General features: G+C 70.3%; 17 protein-coding genes. 8 read left to right on the top strand and 9 right to left on the bottom strand.

What is annotated here, in order from left to right; translation table 11 throughout:
- Window positions 1-45 precede the first annotated feature (45 nt).
- The 6 genes from QF035_RS04560 (at window position 46) to QF035_RS04535 (ending at window position 6,396) form a co-directional block, all read left to right on the top strand.
- Window positions 46-939, top strand: a complete 894-nt coding sequence (locus QF035_RS04560; protein WP_307518300.1) for a helix-turn-helix transcriptional regulator — start codon at window positions 46-48, stop codon at window positions 937-939.
- Window positions 940-1,019: 80 nt separating this feature from the next.
- The gene (locus QF035_RS04555) at window positions 1,020-1,436 is read left to right on the top strand and encodes a hypothetical protein (protein ID WP_307518299.1); all 417 of its coding nucleotides are present in this window, start codon (window positions 1,020-1,022) and stop codon (window positions 1,434-1,436) included.
- A gap of 269 nt (window positions 1,437-1,705) precedes the next feature.
- Window positions 1,706-2,074, top strand: coding sequence for a peptidoglycan-binding domain-containing protein (locus tag QF035_RS04550; RefSeq protein WP_307518298.1), 369 nt, complete (start codon window positions 1,706-1,708; stop codon window positions 2,072-2,074).
- 218 nt (window positions 2,075-2,292) lie between these two features.
- Window positions 2,293-4,974 (top strand): LuxR C-terminal-related transcriptional regulator, encoded by a 2,682-nt coding sequence (locus QF035_RS04545; protein WP_307518297.1) that lies wholly within the window; start codon window positions 2,293-2,295, stop codon window positions 4,972-4,974.
- A 148-nt stretch (window positions 4,975-5,122) separates the two neighbouring features.
- On the top strand, window positions 5,123-6,034 hold the full coding sequence (locus QF035_RS04540; protein ID WP_307518296.1) for a calcium-binding protein: 912 nt from the start codon (window positions 5,123-5,125) through the stop codon (window positions 6,032-6,034).
- A gap of 71 nt (window positions 6,035-6,105) precedes the next feature.
- On the top strand, window positions 6,106-6,396 hold the full coding sequence (locus tag QF035_RS04535) for an RICIN domain-containing protein (protein WP_307518295.1): 291 nt from the start codon (window positions 6,106-6,108) through the stop codon (window positions 6,394-6,396).
- Between the two features lie 230 nt (window positions 6,397-6,626).
- Here QF035_RS04535 and QF035_RS04530 read toward each other — a convergent pair whose 3' ends face one another.
- Window positions 6,627-7,535 (bottom strand): GlxA family transcriptional regulator, encoded by a 909-nt coding sequence (locus QF035_RS04530; protein ID WP_307518293.1) that lies wholly within the window; start codon window positions 7,533-7,535, stop codon window positions 6,627-6,629.
- Window positions 7,536-7,545: 10 nt separating this feature from the next.
- On the bottom strand, window positions 7,546-8,145 hold the full coding sequence (locus QF035_RS04525; RefSeq protein WP_307518292.1) for an isochorismatase family protein: 600 nt from the start codon (window positions 8,143-8,145) through the stop codon (window positions 7,546-7,548).
- A gap of 679 nt (window positions 8,146-8,824) precedes the next feature.
- On the opposite strand from QF035_RS04525, the gene QF035_RS04520 reads away from it, so the two are divergent.
- On the top strand, window positions 8,825-9,376 hold the full coding sequence (locus QF035_RS04520) for a hypothetical protein (RefSeq protein ID WP_307518290.1): 552 nt from the start codon (window positions 8,825-8,827) through the stop codon (window positions 9,374-9,376).
- A 134-nt stretch (window positions 9,377-9,510) separates the two neighbouring features.
- Here QF035_RS04520 and QF035_RS04515 read toward each other — a convergent pair whose 3' ends face one another.
- Entirely contained in the window at window positions 9,511-10,842 is a 1,332-nt protein-coding gene (locus tag QF035_RS04515) for a cytochrome P450 (protein WP_307518288.1), read from the bottom strand.
- 191 nt (window positions 10,843-11,033) lie between these two features.
- Between QF035_RS04515 and QF035_RS04510 the strand changes: the two genes are divergently transcribed.
- Window positions 11,034-11,501, top strand: a complete 468-nt coding sequence (locus QF035_RS04510) for an SRPBCC family protein (protein ID WP_307518286.1) — start codon at window positions 11,034-11,036, stop codon at window positions 11,499-11,501.
- An 88-nt stretch (window positions 11,502-11,589) separates the two neighbouring features.
- Here the strand turns inward: QF035_RS04510 and QF035_RS04505 are convergent, their stop codons facing one another.
- The 6 genes from QF035_RS04505 to QF035_RS04480 form a co-directional block, all read right to left on the bottom strand.
- Entirely contained in the window at window positions 11,590-12,060 is a 471-nt protein-coding gene (locus QF035_RS04505) for a hypothetical protein (protein ID WP_307518285.1), read from the bottom strand.
- Between the two features lie 211 nt (window positions 12,061-12,271).
- Window positions 12,272-13,174 (bottom strand): TIGR03619 family F420-dependent LLM class oxidoreductase, encoded by a 903-nt coding sequence (locus QF035_RS04500; protein WP_307518284.1) that lies wholly within the window; start codon window positions 13,172-13,174, stop codon window positions 12,272-12,274.
- Window positions 13,175-14,688: 1,514 nt separating this feature from the next.
- On the bottom strand, window positions 14,689-15,861 hold the full coding sequence (locus QF035_RS04495) for a GTP-binding protein (protein WP_307518282.1): 1,173 nt from the start codon (window positions 15,859-15,861) through the stop codon (window positions 14,689-14,691).
- A 6-nt stretch (window positions 15,862-15,867) separates the two neighbouring features.
- Window positions 15,868-16,038 carry a 50S ribosomal protein L32 gene (gene rpmF / locus QF035_RS04490; protein ID WP_307518280.1) on the bottom strand — a complete coding sequence of 57 codons (171 nt, stop codon included), beginning with the start codon at window positions 16,036-16,038 and terminating at the stop codon, window positions 15,868-15,870.
- Window positions 16,039-16,205: 167 nt separating this feature from the next.
- Window positions 16,206-17,474: an outer membrane protein assembly factor BamB family protein gene (locus tag QF035_RS04485; protein ID WP_307518278.1), complete on the bottom strand. Its 1,269-nt coding sequence runs from the start codon at window positions 17,472-17,474 to the stop codon at window positions 16,206-16,208.
- Window positions 17,380-18,417: a serine/threonine-protein kinase gene (locus QF035_RS04480; RefSeq protein WP_307518276.1), complete on the bottom strand. Its 1,038-nt coding sequence runs from the start codon at window positions 18,415-18,417 to the stop codon at window positions 17,380-17,382. The genes QF035_RS04485 and QF035_RS04480 overlap by 95 nt, the downstream gene beginning before the upstream one ends.
- Window position 18,418: the final 1 nt, after the last annotated feature.

Raw genomic sequence — 18,418 nt, 5'->3', positions numbered from 1 at the left:
GACCAGTACCAGGCACGCGGCAGCAATCCTGCGGACACTGGAGTCATGGAAGACCCTGGCAATCCTTCCGACGGCAACGAGCTGGGCGGCTTTCTGCGCGCCCGCCGCGCGGCCCTCGACCCGCACAGCTTCGGTCTGCCGGACGACGGACGCCTGCGCCGCGTTCCGGGGCTGCGCCGGGAGGAGCTGGCCCAGCTCGCGCATGTGAGCGTGGACTACGTCGTCAGGCTGGAACAGGGCCGCACGCGCCGCGTCTCCCGCCCGGTCCTGGACGCGCTCGCCGACGCGCTGCGGCTCGCCCCGGACGAACGCTCCTACCTGTTCACCCTGGCCGATCTGAGCCCCAGCGCCCGGCCACGGCCCTCGGGCAGGCCGGAGGTCGCCCCACGGCTGCGGAGCCTGCTGGAGGGCATGCACGACGTTCCCGCGATGGTGCTGCATCGGCGTATGGACGTGCTGGCCTGGAACCGGGGAGCGGCCGCCCTGCTGACCGACTTCGGCACGCTGCCGCCGGCCGAGCGCAACCTGATCCGGCTGACCTTCCTCGACGACTCCTTCCGCGCCCTGTACGCGGACTGGGCGCGCGCCGCACGCGAGTGCGTCGCCGTCCTGCGGATGGAGGCGGGCTGCCGCCCCGACGACCGGACCCTGACCGCCCTGGTCGGTGAACTCAGTGTCCACGACGCTGACTTCCGCACCTGGTGGGCCGGCCACCAGGTGCGCGGGCCGAGGCAGCTCACCAAGACCTACCACCACCCGGTCGCGGGCACCGTGACCCTCGACGTTCAGCAGTTCTCCGTCGACACCCACCCCGACCAGCTGTTGGTGGCCTACACCGCGTCCGACTCCGCCTCCCAGGAAGCACTGCGCTTCCTTCTGCAGTGGACACCGACGGACCCGCCGTCCGTACCGCCGCGGAGGACGACCACGTCGCAGTGACCTTGAGTACGGGAACTCATGTGCGCGGTCAGGCGCCGGGACAGACTGTGGTGTCCATGACCAATCCAGAAGGAGCGAACGTGAGACGGACGAGGAAAGCTCTGGCCGTGACGGCGCTGGCGGCGTCAGGGCTTACGGGTGTGGTGGCGGGCCCTGCCACCGCGTCGACCGATGTCTTGTTGCCCCACCCTGGTCCGGAGGGCCTGGTGTGGGTGGAGGAACGCGTGGGAGATGGAGGCGTCGCGTCGGGCGGCGCGTGGGAGGGGCTGCCGACCGTCCTCACCGTGGCCTGCGAGGGTGGCGGCAGCGTGCGGGTGACGATGGAGTCGCAGCAGGTGGAGGTTGCCGCGTTCTCGGTTGATTGTCCGTCAGGGGCTGCCGGAGTGGGCTCGGTGACCATGGAGGCCGGTGTGGTTCGTCCGGGCTCCTTCTTCGTGGCCGTCGACGCTTCCACGGAGTCCCTTCGGTGGGCGCTGACGGTGACACAGCCGGAGTAGGTGTCTGCTGACCAGTGGTCACCTGCCCGAGGGCGGGTGACCACACGTCGGACCGAGGTGTTCCTGTCGAGCCGCTCCAGTGCGGCGACGCCGACGGGCGTGCATAGTACTCTCCTTCACCCGAGTTGCAAAGCCCCCTGAAACAAGGGGAGTTGATTCTTCCGGGAGCTCTGATCAATTGCCCTGCACCTCTGCCGCCGCAGCAGCGGCAGACGAGCAACGGAGGACACACACCTATGATCCACGCCCGGCGAATTGCCGCATCATGCATGACGGCCGCACTGGCCGCCGCCTCGCTACTCGTCGCCGCTCCGGCCGAAGCCTCTCCCGGCGCGTGCTACATCACGAGCTACGACAATCCACTCATCCCCGGGAGTGGGCACTACCTGGTGCCTGAGTACAACCTCTCGTACGGCATGAACGACTTCTGCGTGACGTCGTGGCAGAGGCAGATCAACCGCCGCTATGGCCAGGTGCTCACTGTCGACGGCATCTTCGGTCCCCGCACCAGGGACTGGACCACGCGAATCCAGGGCTCCCAGCAGTACTCCTGGTGCGCGGGAGGCGTGGACGGAATAGCGGGGCCCAAGACGATCAGCTGCTTCGAGCATGTGAACGGCTATACCGAGTGGGGGTAGGGGGCATGGCTCCCCTCGTGGAGAAGACAACCACGTCAACCACGTAGACCGACTCGGAGAAGCGTCGGAGAGCCGGTTGGCCCCCTCCGCAGGGCGTTCCCAGACTCACTTGGCGTCAAGCGAATCGTGCACGTGCTGAGTGCGTGGAGTACGGCCGGGGGCCCGTCGAGGGTGATCGCATGCCGTGCCCTGCCGGGGGGGCCGTGGTGCGGGATCGGGTGGGGCGTTGGCCGTTGGTGGGCCGCGAGGAGGAGTTGGACTCCTTCGCCGCGGCACTGGCGGACCGGGAGTGCCGGGGGTTCGTGGTGGGCGGGTCGGCCGGGGTGGGCAAGTCCCGGCTGGCCGAGGAGTGCCTGGGCCGGGCTTCGGCGGTGGGATTCCGGGTGGGCCGGGCCACGGCGAGTGCCGCGGCGGGTGCGGTGCCGCTGGGGGCGATCGCCCATCTGTTGCCCGCGGGGGTGGATCTGTCGGACCCGGTGGCCGGGTTCGCCGCGGTCGCCGAGCGGCTGGCCGCCGGGCCGGGGCGGCGAAGATGGGTGCTGCTGGTCGACGACATGCATCTGCTGGACTCGGCCTCGGCGGTGCTGCTGCGGCAACTGATGGACACCGGCGTGCTCCTGCTGATCGGCACCGTCCGCAGCGGTGAGCCGTACGGGAAGGCCGTCACGGCGCTGCGGGGCGGAGACGCGGTGCGCCGGGTCGACCTGACCGTACTGAGCCCGGAGCAGATCGAGGCGCTGCTCCAGGCCGCGCTCGGCGGCGCGGTCGCCCGGCGCAGTCTGCACGAGTTGTCTGCTGCCAGCGGCGGCAACGTGCTGTACCTGCGTGAACTGGTCCTGGGCGCACTGACCGCCGGGGACCTGACCGAGGACGGGGAGATCTGGCACCTGGCCGAAGGCCGACTGCCGGCCACCGCGCGGCTGACCGAAGTGATCGGCAGCCGGCTGGCCACCGCGGATTCCGCAGGACGCCCCGTACTGGAACTGCTGGCGCTGTGCGAGCCGTTGACCCTGGCCGATGCCGAGGACCTGGCCCCGCCGCAGGTGATGGCGGCCTTGGAACAGGCCGGACTGATCCGCATCATGCAGGACCGGCGGCGCACCGCCGTGTCCCTGGCCCACCCGCTGTACGGTGAGGTACTGCGAGCCGGTCTCCCGGTCCTGCGCCGCCGGGCCCTGTTGCTGGACCAGGCCGCACGCGTCGAGGCCCGCGGCGCACGCCGCCGCGGCGACCTGCTGCGCATCGCCACCTGGCGGCTGGCCGCCACCGGCACCGCCGACCCCACCCTTCTCACGCAGGCCGCCCTACTGGCTCGCCACGCGCACGACTACCCCCAGATCGTCGCTCTCCTGGAGGCCCTTCCCGTAAAGCACCTCACCACGGCCACCGGCCTGATACTCGGCCATGCCTTCTTCGAGATGGGCCGCTGGGACCAGGCCGAGGCGGCCATCGCCGAGGCCGACGCCGTGGCGATCGGTGAGCCGGACAAACTGGCGGTCGCTCTGGTCCGGACGCTGAACCTGCTGTGGAGCAACGCCCGCCTCTCCGCGGCACTCGCGGTCAACGACGCCGCCCTGGACCGGATCACCAGCGCCGAGGGCCGCCGCAAGCTGCGGATCAATGAGGGCTTCATGCGAATAGTCGCCGGCCTGCCGGCCCAGGGGCTGGCCCTGCTGGACGACGTGGAGACCGACGTCGGTGACGCACCCGACGTCGACGTCTGGCTTCGAGGTGCCTGGATGAAGCCCTTCGCGCTGGCACTGGTGGGCCGCACCGGCGAGGCCGTGACCTGGGCGGAGCGCGCCCACGCCGGCCACCGGAAGGTCGACGAACACGCCCTCGTCTCCCATCCCGCCGTCCAGCGCATCCCGCTCGTCCTCGTCCTCGCCCTCACCGAAGCCGGCCTCCCGGACGAAGCCCGCCGCGAGGGCGAGCGCACCTACGCCGAACTGGTCGTCGCCGATTCTGTCGTACGGGTCTGGCTGGCGGTCTTCCTCGGACGTACGGAGTGGCCGGCCGGCAGGCCGGCGACCGCCCGCCGCTGGTGGGCCGAGGCCGCCGCCCTGGCCCGTTCCTTCGACCACACCATGGCCCTGCGCCCGGTGCTCGCCGGCCTCGCCGCATGTGCGGCCGTACTGGGAGACCTGGACGCGGCCGAAGCGTCGCTGGCCGAACACCGCACCCTGCCGCCGCTGGCACCGGGCCTGGTGTCGGCAGGGGAGGAACGCCTGGGCGAAGCATGGCTGTTGGCCGCTCGCGGACACCTGGGCCGGGCACGGGCCGTACTCACGGCCGCCGCCCTTGCCGCCCGCTCGACCGGCCACCTGACCGGCGAGGCACTGCTGCTGACCGATGTGGCCCGTCTCGGCGGAGCGAAGGAGGTCACGGACCGGCTGACCGCACTCGCAGAGAGATGCGACGGGGCACTCGCCCCCGCCCGGGCCCAACTGGCCGCCGCGCTCGCAGCCGACGACCCCGACCAACTCCTCCAGGCCGCCGACGCCTGCCAGGCCGTCGGCGCGGACTTGCTCGCCGCAGAGGCGGCCACCGCCGCAGCGGCCGCCTGGCGCCGGGCACACCAGGCCCGCCGCGCCTCGGCTGCTGCCCACCGGGCCGCAGCGGCACCGGCCCGCTGCGAAGGCGCCCGCACACCACTGCTGACCACCGCCGAGTCCACCGCTCCACTCACCGACCGCGAACGCGAGATAGCCCTGCTCGCGGCGCTCGGCAACGCCAGCAAGGACATCGCCGACGCCCTCGCTCTCTCGGTGCGCACCGTCGACAACCACCTCCACCGCGCCTACGCCAAACTCGGCGTCACCACCCGGCGCGAACTGGCCAAGACCCTGAGGACACCGTCACCCGTCCCACGTCCGGATCACCAGCACGGCCGGTCGTAGACCGCGACCGGCGGTTGAGTACCGACTACTCACGCCATCCCACCGCGGCACCTGCATTCTCATTCATGGAAGCGCCGGTCATGGGCTCAGGAGAGTGCCGGCCCGCGACCGAACGGCGGTTGCGGAAAACTCAACGGAGGGGCAGTCGATGGGCAGAAACGCGTTGTTACGGATCATGGTGGTCGCCGCGATGGCAGGTTCCGCGGTATCCCTGACCGGAGGGTCGGCGAACGCGGCCACCGGAGTTTTCAGGAGCGGCGACAACGTGGTCGTGAACGCGGCAGCGGGCCGCGCGAACAACATCATGGTCAGCCTGTCGGGGAGTGTCGTCTTCATCCAGGACACCGCCGACACCCTGACGGCCGGCACCGGTTGTGCGGTCCAGGTCGACGGGTCGGTGGCCTGTTCGATCGATCTCATCCGCGCCTCGGTCGTGGTCAACGCCGGGGACGGCAACGACACCATCACCAAGACCGCCGCAGTCCGCGGGGAACTGAACGGGGAATCGGGCGGCGACACCATCAACGGCGGCTCCACCCAGGGCAACACCAACGTCCTCAACGGCGGGGCGGGCAACGACACGGTGAACGGCGGCCCCGTGAGCGACCTCCTCGTCGGTGGGCCCGGCGCAGACACGCTCCGCGGCGGAGGCGGGTTCGACATCGTCAGCTACCTGGAGAGCACCTCGGGCGTGGTCGTCGACTTCGACAACTCCGCCGACGACGGCGTCGGCGTGGAGGGCGACAACGTCCTCACCGACGTGGAGGCCATCTACGGCAGCCAGTTCGGCGACACGATCACCGGGAGCGCCTTGAACGACACCATGCTCGGCTCCGGGGGCAACGACCGGCTGGTCGGCGGGGCTGGCAACGACACGCTCCAAGGCGACCTCGTCCAGAGCATCGGCGGCGTCGGCTCCGACACCCTCATCGGCGGCCCCGGGAACGACACCCTCAACGGCGTGGACAACATTTTCGGCAACGACTCCCTCGACGGGGGCGCCAACACGGACACGTGCACCGCCGACGCCGGAGATCCTAAGAGCTTCTGTGAGGCGTGAGGCGGAGCGGCCTCCACTCCTGCTCTGTCGGTCCGATCCAGAGCCACTTCTCACAACTGGAGGATGATCCAGTGGCCGTGAACATGATCCGTACGGGAAAGAAGTCAGTCGGCCGTGTCGCCCTCGCCGCGGCATTCGGCCTGAGCCTGGTCGCGCTCTCGGGTGCCGGCGCCAACGCCGCTCCCGCACAGACCCAGGCGGTGTACACCCTCGTGATCAACAGTCGCAGCGTCAAATGCCTGGACGTACCGGAGAACAGCAGTTCCAACAACCAAGGCATCGAGCAGTACGAGTGCAACGGCAACGGCAACCAGCTCTGGACGCTGGAGTCCCAGGGCAACGGCTTAAGCCCATTCCGGTGACTACGTCCACGCCGCCTGAACGGGACATCGCCACGACCTCGTGGCCCTGCGCCGTGAGCAGCTCGACGACGTGCTGTCCCACCCGTCCGGTCGCTCCGGCGACTGCGAACTTCCTGCGTGCGTCCATGATCCGGTCTCCTCGGAATCCTCTGCGCTGTTGCCTTTCTGACGAAGCGCGGAGGGGGAGTGTGACCGAAGGGCATGAGGAATCCCCGGAACCGGGGTTGTTGTCAGGCGGCGCGGGCGCGGAGGCGGCGCAGCATGCGGGGGTCCTCGAAGCCGACTGAGCGGGCGGCGGCGTCGGTTGTCGCGCCGTGGCTGATGAGGTGCTGGGCACGTTCGAGGCGCAGGGCCTGCTGGTAGCGCAGTGGGGTGAGTCCCGTGGCGCGGCTGAAGAGGCGGGTCAGGGTCCGTTCGCTCACGCCGACGGCCGAAGCCAGGGCGGGGAGCGGGAGCGGCTGGTCGAAGCGGGCGTCGATGAGGTCCTGGGCCCGGTGCACGGTGTCGTGGAGGTGGGAGCGGTTCCTGAGCATCGCGCTGGACTGCGGCTCATGGCCGTTGCGGCGGGCGTAGACGACCATGTCGCGGGCCACCTGCGCGGCGACGGCCGGGCCCTGCCGGGTGGCGACCAGGTGCAGAGCCAGGTCGATACCGCTGGCGATACCGGCCGAGGTGATCACCCGGTCGTCGGCGGTGAACAGGACGTCGCGGACGACCACTGCCGCGGGGTGGCGCACGGCCAGCTCGTCCTGCACGTCGTGGTGGGTGGTGCAGCGGCGGCCGTCCAGCAGGCGGGCCTGGCCGAGAGCCTCGGCTCCGGCACACACGCTGGCCACCGTCCCGCCTCTGGCGTGGTGGTCCCGCAGGACCTGGAGGGAGGCGGCACCGATGGCCGGACTGTCGGCCAGGGTCGCCGCCCGCCAGCCGGGCACCACGATCAGGTCCTCGGGCCCGAGCTCGGGCCAGTCCAGCCCCGCCACCAGCGGCAGCCCCTGCGCGGTGGAGATCTGCGCCCGCTCGGCGACGTAGGAAAGCGCGTAGGGGTGCCCGAAGTCGGCGGCCGTCGAGAAGACCTGCGCGGGTCCTGCCAGGTCCAGCAGATGGACTCCGGGCACCAGGAAGAAGACGATGTGGCTCACGATTCGGTCATCATGCCCTACGCTCCGCCTCGGCCTCCAGCTGGTCGACGGTCGCGATGGTGGCGAAGCGTCCGGCCAGGGCGTACTCGGTCCGCCTGATGACCTCTTCGGCGGGCAGCGTGCGCGGGTCGGCCAGCAGCTCGGCGACGCTCTGCTCGGCGGGGGCGTCGCGGTGGGGGATGGGATTGGTCGCGGTCGCGTCGGTGACGAACGTGACCTGGTAGCCGAAGTCGCCGGCGACGCGGGTGGTGGTCTCCACGCACTGCTCGGTACGGATGCCGCAGACCGTGAGTTCGCTGACGCCACGCTCGGTGAGCAGTTGCTGCAGGTTGGTGGTGGTGAAGGCGTTGTGCGAGGTCTTGTGGATCAGTGGTTCCCCGTCCGCCCGCTCCAGCTCCTCCATGAGCCGGACATGGCCGAGGGCCGGGTCGAAGACATCCCCGCTGCCCGGCTCGGAGTGCAGCACCCATACGACCAGGTCCCCGGCCTGACGGGAGAGCCGGACCAGACGGTTCACCTGGTCGGCGATCTTCAGGTCAGAGGTGGTCTCCCACAGCGGACGGGCCCGGAAGGACTCCTGGACATCAATGACGATCAGCGCTCGGGTCATGCCCCAAGCCTGGGCCGCGCGGGAGAGTCCGGGCCAGGCCACATCGGGTCCGGGTGCGGACCGATCCGGTCATCGGTGGAGCGAGGGGGTAGCTGAGGTCGTCCCCCTGTCCCTACGGGTCCCTACCACGAGTCCCGACGAGTGGAGTCGCGATCCGCAGAGAACTGATGCCGCCGGCAACGTTGAAATGCTGATGGGCGTGAGCCTGGCGGCGCGCATCCCGCACGCCGCTCGTGGCCGCCGCTTCGATTTGCCGCGCTTCCGGACCGGAATCCATCCGGCGCCTCTGACGGCCCACCAGCACGGTCACGGCGGCCGTCACGATGGACACGACCGCTGTAGCGGCCAGGACCGGATAGACCATCCTCACCCCTGCTCGCCTCGGACCGTTCACCACGATCGCGCCCCGGAACAGATCGCCCAGGGCCGGTCACGCCACCGTACGCAGTGGGCGAGCACGGGCGAACGGGCGCTTCCAGCACCAATGACCGGCAGAACTCTGCCGCCCTCCGGCAACTTCCAAGAACCGACGAAACACAGCCGGCGAGGTGACGGATTGTCAGCCGCGGGGTCAGTGGGCCGGATGTCTGGCTCGCGCCGGGCGGCGTCTGCTGCCCCGCCCGCATCGTCGTTGCCGAGGGTGCGTCTGCAGGCCTTGGGCCGTGGCATGCTGCCACCGATGGTCGGACGGGGGCAGGGCACGATGGGGGAACTGGCGGAGCTCGAGGAGTGGGTCGCGGTGATCGACGCGTGCATCGAACCCATCGCGACGAGGCCGGTGGATCTCACCGACCCCGACTGGATGCGGAAGATGGAGGAGGGTCCGCGTCCGCTGGACGAGGCGGGGATTCGGCCGGAGGCCGAGGCGGCGCTGCGGGACGTGCTTTCCCTCTACGAGGAGGGCGACGAGGAGGTCCGGGCCGCCCTGCGCGCGCTCCTGGAGCGGTGTCACCACTTCGGCGGGGCGACGACGCTGCCCTCCGAGCCCACGCCCCAAGGCTTCCGGCAGCGACTCATGGAGATGTCGGTCGAGGATCAGGGCCGCGACACACGGGACATGATGGTCGGCCTGAACGGTCTGTGCGGGCAGGCCCGGGATGCCGGTGTCGACATCCGGCCGCTCCTGCTGGACGTGGCCGAACTCTCCAGCGAGGTCGACAAGTACGGGATGGGTTCCACACGGGACATCCTGCTCCGGGCGGCCGGAAGGGAGCCCAGCGGACTCTGGTGAGCGTGGCGCACGGGAACGGGCCGCCGTTTTCTCCCTCCGAAGCCGGGCGAGGCTTCGGAGGGGGATTCGCGCGCTTCCCCCGCCCCGTCGAAGTCTTCGCCCCCAGCCGGTTCTCCACTTGGGAATGGCCCGCTTCAGGTGACCGGCGGAGCCAAGGTCGCCGGAGTTGGCCCGTCCGGGCGGACGGTGATGCCGTGTACCGCCTTTGTGGGGGTGGAGGAGAAGGCTGGGACGTGAGCCGGTAGCAGGTGTTCGAGTAGGACTGTTGATTCGCGGAGTGCGAATTGCAGGCCGAGGCAGGCGCGGGGGCCGATGCCGAAGGGGAAGTAGGCGCCCGGGTGGGTGGGGCGGACGCCCGGCGTGATGAAGCGCTGGGGGTCGAAGTGCTCCGGGTCCGGCCAGAGTTGGGGATCGCGGTGCGTGAGGTACGGGCAGACCAGGAGGTCGGTGCCCGCCTCGACGGCGTACCCGGCGAGGGTGTCGTCCTCGCTGGCGTGGCGGGGCAGGATCCAGGCCGACGGGTAGAGCCGGAGCGTTTCGTGGATCAGGGCCTGGACGGCCTGGCGGCGTTCCGGGGACCCTTCGCCGCCGGCGGCCAGTGCTTGTTCGCGGGCGCCGGGGTTCCGGTCGAGGAGCAGGTAGAGCCAGTTCAGGGTGGTGGCGGTGGTCTCGTGCCCGGCCGCCAGCAGCGTGACCAGTTCGTCGCGGATCAGCCGGTCGGTGTACTCGGGATGCTCGGCCGCGGCCTCGAGCAGGACGTGCAGCAGGCCCGGGCCGTCGGGTCCTGCCGCTCCGCCGCGGGCGGCCTCGATGGCGTGCCGCGCGACGGCGTCGATCCGGGCGAGATCGGCGGAGACGGCTTCCCGGGCGTCGCCGATGTCGGCGGGCAGAGTCGGAAGAGCGGCCCCCACGCTTTCCACGGCGGCCAGTTCGCGCTCGGTCTCGTCATCGAGGGCGTACCCGGTGAGGGAGCGCCAGATGGAGTCGAGGGCGAAGCGGCGCATCTCCTGCCCGACATCGAAGGGCTGCCCGGTACGGGCGTACCCGTCCCAGCGTCCGGCGGTGGTCCGGGCAGCATCGCTGATCCGCTGTTCGTAGCGGCGCATCCCGGTACCGGTGAACTGGGACTGCAGCAAACGGCGTTGCTGCTTCCACGCCGCACCGGTGGCGGCCAGGACACCGTCGCCGATCAGCAAACGGGCACGGTGGGAGCGCTTGACGTACCGCTCCGGGTGCCGGGCCAGTACGTGTTGGACCGCTTGCGGGGCGGTGACCAGAACAGTGGGGGCCGGCCCGAGGCGGAACGCGGCGACGCCGCCGTGCCGTTCGCGCACCTGGGACAGCAGCTCGACCAGTTCGCCTCCGCCCGAATGCCATTGCTTCACGAGCTCAGGCTCGGCTTCGGGGACCGGCCGCCCCGTTCCGGGGGCGTACGAAGGGGAGCCGAGACTGGCTTCAGTGTCCATGTTTCCTCTCGTGGTCAACTGCCGGGCTCGGCCGTGACGGAGCACCAGCACCAAGGCGGACTGTACGGGAGCGGACACGTCGGGTGACAGTCCACTTGGCGCGGCCTCCGTCGCCCGAACGGTATCCGGCACGGCCCGGACACCCTCGTCCTGCGCCGCGCAGGGAACCGCCTTCGCCCTAGACTCGGGCCATGGACAGGACGGACCGCGCCAGCCGGATGATCGCCGCACCACCGGCGACTGTCTACTACGCCCTCATGGACCGGGAGTCGCTGGAAGCCTGGTTGCCGCCGGACGGCATGCGCGGGCGGGTCGAGTGGTGGGATCCCCGGCCTGGTGGCGGGTTCCGGATGGTCCTCACCTACCTCGATCCTACCGACAGTCCCGGAAAGACCTCGGACGCGACGGATGTCGTCGACGTGGGGTTCGCCGAACTGGTGCCACCGGAACGGGTGGTGCAGCGGGCGGTGTTCGAAGCCGACGACCCGTCGTTCGCGGGAACCATGACGATGACCTGGCATCTCGCTGCCGTCGGTGACGGAACCGAGGTGACCGTCACCGCCACGGATGTGCCACCCGGCATCGACCAGGCGGACCACGAAACCGGGATCGCCTCCTCGCTGGCCAACCTGGCGTCGTACCTCGAAGGGACCGACTGATTCAGGGCGGCTACGGCCTGGCCCGGTCACGTCGAAGGCAGGTGGCAATCCCGCTGCCGCCCTGGGCTCGGCCCGCCCTGGGCCCGGACTACTCGGACGGGCGCAGATTGTTCTGGAGATCGCCCGCGCCCGTGATGATGGAGGTGTAGAGCGCGGAGCAGGTATTGAACTTCTGGGTGGTGGCGGCATCGACTGTGGTTTCGGGCACGGTGGCGCACAACTGGGTGAAGTACTGGTCGTATTGCTCGTTGATGGCGGTGGTGCCGTCCAGTGTCGCCTGGTAGCGGTCCTTGTCGGGACGAGCCTCCACCTCCTTGTGCAACCGCTCGGTGATCGCGTGCACGGCCGCCGCATGGGTCTCGCAGGCACTGCCCACGCCTGCCGTGCAGCCGTCGGGCTTCGCGCTCACCGCCTCGCTGATCCTGTCGTGCCACTTCGCCTCCAACTCCAGGGACTCGCCGCCCTGTTCGTCGGTGGAACCTCCACAGCCCGCGGCCGCGGCCATGACCCCGCAGACCAGCAGCGGTATCAGCGACCGGAGCCCCGTACCGGCTCGCATCGCGCCCCCTGTCGTCGTGTCCTGCCCGCCCGGGCCGGGCGGAGCGCCGAGAGCGTAGCGCAACCGCGCCGGACCGGTCAGGAATCGAGAAGCACACTGCGCACAAGGACAAGACGCGCTGTTCCACGCTGGGCTTCAGCGATCGGGTGAACCTTGACGTCGGCGCCATGTGGCCGACCGTCTGCTGCGACAGGGGGGAGGTGCAGCGACGTCAGCCCTTCTCGACCAGGGCGATCAGTTCGGTGGCGACGGCCAGGGACTCGTCGACGCTGTGGACGGCGTACATGGAGTCGACCATGAAGTGGTCGATGCCGGTGCGCTCGTGGACAGTCTTGATGGTGTCGGCGACCTGCTGGGTCGAGGTGCCCGCATCGATGTTGACCCGCAGGACGGCATCGATCGCGGACGGGTCCCGGCCGGCCTCCCGGGCCCACAGGTCGATGGCCGCCCGCTGGTTCACCAGCCCGTCGACGTCCACGTAACTGGGCACCACGATCAGCGGCAGCCAGCCGTCACCGCGCTCGGCGACCCGCCGCAGGGCGCGCTCGGACATGGCACCGAGGTAGAAGGGCGGACGAGGGCGCCGGGCGGGCTTGAGGGGGGAGTGATGCAGGGGCACCGAAATCAGCTCACCGCTGTACTGGGCCGGGTCGGTGGTCCAGATGGCGTCGAGGGCGTCGAGCAGTTCGTTCATCCGGGCGCCGCGACGGGTGAAGTCCGAGCCCGCCGCCTCGTACTCCTCCGGTGACCAGCCGATTCCGAAGCCGGGCAGCAGGCGGCCGTCGCTGATCACGTCGATGCTGGTGAGCGACCTGGCCAGCTGGACGGGCGGATACAGCGGGGCTATGAGTACATGCGTTCCGAGCAGTACGCGTTCGGTGGCGCTCGCGGCGATGGCCAGGAGTACGAACGGGTCGGCGGCCGTGTTGAGTTCGGCCGGAATCGAGTCTCCCTGCCCGCCGTAGCCGACCTTGGGGTTGACGGCGGCCAGGTTGCGGTCGCCCACCCAGAGGCTCGCGGCCCCCGCGTACTCCGCCTCGCGCGCGAACTCCGCGGTCCGGGCTATGCCTAAGGCCTGCTTGTGGAACTGCGGGAGCGCGAAACCGATCTTCATGGCTGTTCCTTGCTGAGTAGTCGTGGCAACCGTCGGCCGTCCCCTCGGGCGACCAGCGCATACCGGTTCCCTGTAAGGGAGTTGGCAGCGCGGGACGGTCGTCCACGGCCGTCATGCGGCACCGAGAGTACAGAAGTTGATTGCGCAACTACTTCGATTGGTCACCGACGGCGTGTCGCGCCCCGCCTCAGTCACCTCCCACGAAGCCACTGTCGTGGTCCACATCCAAGTCCGCAGTGTCGTTGGTGAGTTGGGCGACATACCCACATCCCGTACGGTCGGTGGGCCCGTCCGGGGGTCGGCGACCGTTCGCACCGGCAGTGGATCATGGAGCCGCCGACGACCAGAGCGATCGCGCCGAAGTCCACCAGACGCGGGCCCAGCACGACGCCCAGTCTCCTGAAGACGTCGTCCAGCACCCGCTGGGCCCGCTCCTCTCCCGCTCTGGCCCGTCCGGCGATGTCGTGAACATCGGCGGCGGGGTCGCCGTAGCGGGTGAGGATCGCCCGGCGGGAGACGGTGTCCCCAGCGGCGGCCGTCGATCTCGGTGAGGTCCATGCGCCCCTCGGGCGGTATGCCGGGACCGTTGTCGCAGATGCGGCCGTCGGCGAGAAACGCCGAGCCGACAATCTGATTCATTGGCCGTGGCCAATGCGGCACTGCCGCTGCATGCAGAAATTCCATCAAAATGGAATGAACTGAGCAACCCTGTCGGGAGGTTGCGCAGAATGGATCCCATCCTTGAGGCCCTGCTTGTCAGATGAAGCAGATCCTCTTCCAGGCGGTACGCGATGCCGACTGGCCCCTGCGCGCGGCAACCAGCGCCAGATGTCCGGGCACGCCTGACATGGGTACCTTCGACGGCGGCCCGGGCGAGGAGCTGTTGGCCGGTCCAGGACGTGGCGCCGCCCGGCTCCAGCGCGGCGACGCAGGAGTAGGGCCGGCCCGGAATGAACTGCGACCCTGTCTTCGTGCGACCGTAGACGTGGCAGAACAGTCGCTCTGCCAACCGGTGAAGGGCGTTGCTCTCGATGCACAGGACCGCGTGCTGCTGAAGAACGAGCGCGATGAGTGGGAACTGCCCGGTGGGCGCCTGGACCGATGCCTCGTGGCCCGGCCGGCGACACACCACGAGCCGCGGGACTGGGCACCCCGCATGCGGAACTTGTCCTCATGGCAAGCGACTTGGCGAGCATCCTGCGCTTCCACCGCCGCGCGCACCGCCTGAACCAGTCCGAGCTCGGCGGCCTCCTGGGCTATGACAAGACGTACATCTCCGCTCTCGAACGCGGAAAGCGCGTCCTGGACGATGTCGGCTTCGGTGCCGCGTCTGCGGGTGCCTGCGCCCGCCACCGCGCTTCCTGGGTCTCACCCACGTCGCCCACCAGTCCGGCCACGCCCCAACGCCTTGGTGGCCCTGTCCACCCTGCGGAGATGGGCGTTGGTGAAGCGTCGGTCGGGGTCGAGCCGGTCGCGCAGTGCCGTGGCTGCGTCCACCGCCCGACCCGGAGTTCTCAGGCCCCGACTACGAGTTCGGGGTGCTCGTGCTCGCAGGTGTCGTCGATGCCGTAGGTGTCCCAGGCGGGGAACGGGTCGACGGGCGGCAGGCTCTCGCGGTCGGTCATGAGGCAGTCGGTCAGTGCGGCGTGGAGAGCTTCGGCGTGCAGGTGCGTGCCGATGAAGACGAGTTCCTGGCCGCTCGGTCCGTCGGTGTCGCGGGCGGCGGAGGGTTCGAAGCGGGCGACGGAGCCGGCCTGGGACCACAGGCCCGTCACATGCGGGCGGCTCGCGAGGGTGAAGAAGCCTTTGGAGCGCAGGATCTGCCCGAAGGTGCCACCGTCGAGTTCTCCGGTGACGAAGGACCACAACCGGCCCGGGTGGAACGGCGCTTCGGAGCGGAAGACGGTCGAGGAGATGCCGTACTCCTCGGTCTCTGGGACATGGTCGCCGTTGAGCTCCATGACCCAGCCCGGTGCCTGCTGGGCGCGCTCGAGGTCGAACAGTCCGGTGCCGAGCACCGCGCCGAGCTCGACCCGGCCATGGGCGGCGGGGACGATCCGGGCAACGGGGTTGAGGCGGCTGAGCGTTGCCCGGAGCCGGGCCGCGGCGTCCTCGTCGACGAGATCGAGCTTGTTGAGCACGATGACGTCGGCGAACTCGATCTGGTCCATCAGCAGGTCGCTGACCGTGCGTTCGTCGTCCTCGTACTGGTCCAGGCCCCGTTCGACGAGTTCGTCACCGTTGGTCAGTTCGGGCAGGAAGTTCGCCGCGTCGACGACGGTGACCATGGTGTCGAGGCGAGCGAGGTCGCCGAGGGTGGCGCCGTCGTCACGGGCGAAGGCGAACGTGGCGGCGACCGGCATCGGTTCCGAGATGCCGCTCGACTCGATGAGCAGGTAGTCGAAGCGGTCCTCGCGGGCCAGCCGGTCGATCTCCTCCAGCAGGTCGTCGCGCAGGGTGCAGCAGATGCAGCCGTTGGTCATCTCGACCAGTCGTTCCTCGGTCCGTGACAGGGCGGCTTCACCGCCGCGCACCAGGGTGGCGTCGATGTTGATCTCGCTCATGTCGTTGACGATGACCGCGACGCGCAGGCCTTCGCGGTTTCCCAGGACGTGGTTGAGCAGGGTGGTCTTGCCCGCGCCGAGGAATCCGGAAAGGACGGTTACGGGCAGTCGGTCGAACCTCATGACCGGTCAGCCCTCGGGGCGCAGCAGCCCGCGCTCGTACGCCTTGACCAGCCGCTGGGGCACGAGCCGGGCGACCCCGTCGACCGTGACCGGCACGAGTTGCGGGGTGGCCGCCTTCCACTGGGCGCGGCGGTGACGGGTGTTGCTGCGGGACATTTTCCGCTTGGGAACGGCCATGTCGGTCCTCCTCGTTGGGTGAGCAGGGTCGAGGCTATATGAAAATGGATCCCGTTATCAATATTGCAGTGGGGTGGGCAGGTGTGGTGGTCGTGCGTCCTGGCCAACGGTGGTGCCGCTGGTGTCGGGGGCGAGCACGTCGGCGTACATGGCCGGTTGGCTGAGGGTCAGCCGTTGACCGCTATCACGGTCTTGCGGCCTGCGCAGGCATACCAGCCGCGGGTGTCGGCCGTGAGGGCGGTGACGGGAGCGGGAGCTGTGCGGGTGTGTGTTTCGGTCAGGCCCTTCGCGGTCGTCCGCAGTGCCGCGCAGGCGCGGCCCGCTGCCGCGTACACCGTGGCGCCGTCCGGTGCGACGGCAGGCGGGCACTGGGCGGTGCCGGTGTCCTCGAACTGCTTTGCCCGGCCGCGGGATCGGCCCGTGCGCGGATCGAGAGCGGTGAGAGTACGGCCGTCTTTCCAGTGCAGCAACAGTCCGCCCGCGACGACGGGGACATGGACGCCGCCGGGGCGCCGGGTCCAACAGGCATCGAGGCCGAGCGCGGGCATGCTCCAGATCAGGCGAGCGTCGTCGAGGCCGAAGCCGGTCAGGAGGAGGCCGGCGGTGCCGGTGCGGGCGAGAGCCGTGGCACCGCGTGCGATCTCGGCTTTCGGAGCGCGGGCGGCTGTCCGGTCTCCGCTGCGGGCTTCGACGATGTGCAGCATGCCCTTCTCGGTGAGCAGCGCGAACCGGTCAGGGGGCAGTGCGCCCACGGCCGTCACCGTGTCGCCCTCGCCCAACTCCCGGTAGGTCCACAGCTCTTCGCCTTCCCTCGCGTCCACGCAGGTCGGACGGGCGAACTCGTCGGTGAGCAGGAGGGCGTCGCCGACGACGGCGGGTCGGCGCCACTCGGTGGACTGCTTGCGGCGCCACAGCTCGGTGCCGGTGGTGAGCGAGACGGCGCGCAGCACGTCCGTGTCGCGGATGACCATAACGGTGCCGGCGGGCGCGTACCACTGCTGAGTGGGCTCCGGCGTCGCCACCTTGGGAAGGGTCTTTCCGGTGCTGGTGGCGGTCGGGGCGAGGCCGATGTCACCCGCGAGGAGCAGCCCGTCGTCGGTGACGCCCCAGTCGTCCGGGACCTCGCCAGAGGTCTCCGCAGCCCAGCGCCGACGGCCCGTCGAGGCGGTACGCAATTGGGTCGAACCAGTACCGGTGAGTGTTCCTTCGAGTCCGTGCAGGACGAGCCCGGCCGGTGTGGTGAGCAGGGCGTCCACCCGGCCGGCGCCGGCGCTCAGACGCCAGCGGATGGCGCCGGGGGCGGCCGTTCCCCCGGCCACCTTCCAGGCGTCCGGATCCTCGTCAGGGTCGTCGGCGCCACCGCCCTGCGCCACCGCGTAGCCGAACAGGCCGACGAAGGCGGCGCTGCCGGCTGTGAGAGCGGCCCGGCGGGACAACTCGCCCCACCGGGAGGGGGAACGGGTTGGGCTCGGCAACGAGACGGTGGGAGCCGGCATCGGCTCCGGGCCGGGGTACGGCGTCGGCCACCAGGGAACGCAGCGGCTCGTCGCGCCACCAGGCCGACGGGGCGGGTGTGACAGTGCGGAGGAGTGTCGCGGCGGCATCGGGGCGGTTGCCGGGGGACTTGTCGAGGCAGGCGTCGATCAGGTCCTTCAGGCCCAACTCCACGGGTACGTCGTCGAGTTCGGGCTCCTCGTGGACGATCCGGTAGAGCAGCGCGGGTGCCGAGGCCGCACCGAACGGATCCCGGCCCGTCGCCGCGAACGCGAGCACCGCGCCCAGCGCGAAGATGTCCGTCGCCGCGGTCACCGCCGGGCCGTCGAGAATCTGTTCCGGGGACATGTACCCGGGGGTGCCGATCATTCCACCGGTCTCCGTCAGGGCCCGGTCGTCCTGGGCGCGGGCGATCCCGAAGTCGATGACGCGGGGGCCGTCCAAGGTGAGCAGGATGTTCGACGGCTTCAGGTCACGGTGGACGAGACCGGCCGCGTGGATGTCGCGCAACGCCTCGGCGAGGGCGGCAGCGAGGGCACGTACGGCCGGTGCGGGCAGGGGGCCGGTCGCCGCGACGGCGCGGCGCAGGGTGACTCCGGGCAGAAAGGCGGTGGCCAGCCAGGGGAGCCGGGCGTCGGGGTCGGCGTCCAGCACGGGGGCCGTGTAGGCGCCGGTGACCCTGCGGGCGGCGGAGGCCTCGCGGCGGAACCGTTCCCTGTAGTGCGGGTCCGCGGCCAGGTGCTCATGGATCGTCTTGATGGCGATGAGACGGCCGCCCGGAGAGCGGGCGAGGTAGACCTGGCCCATGCCTCCGGCGCCGAGCCGGCCGATCAGGTGGTGCCGGCCCAACTGCCTGGGGTCCTCGGGGTGAAGGGCGGTGGTCATG

It is taken from the genome of Streptomyces umbrinus (assembly GCF_030817415.1).
GTDB classification, from domain to species: Bacteria; Actinomycetota; Actinomycetes; order Streptomycetales; family Streptomycetaceae; genus Streptomyces; species Streptomyces umbrinus_A.
Note: the sequence above shows the minus strand (reverse complement) of the source record. Positions and strands in the feature narration are given on the sequence as shown.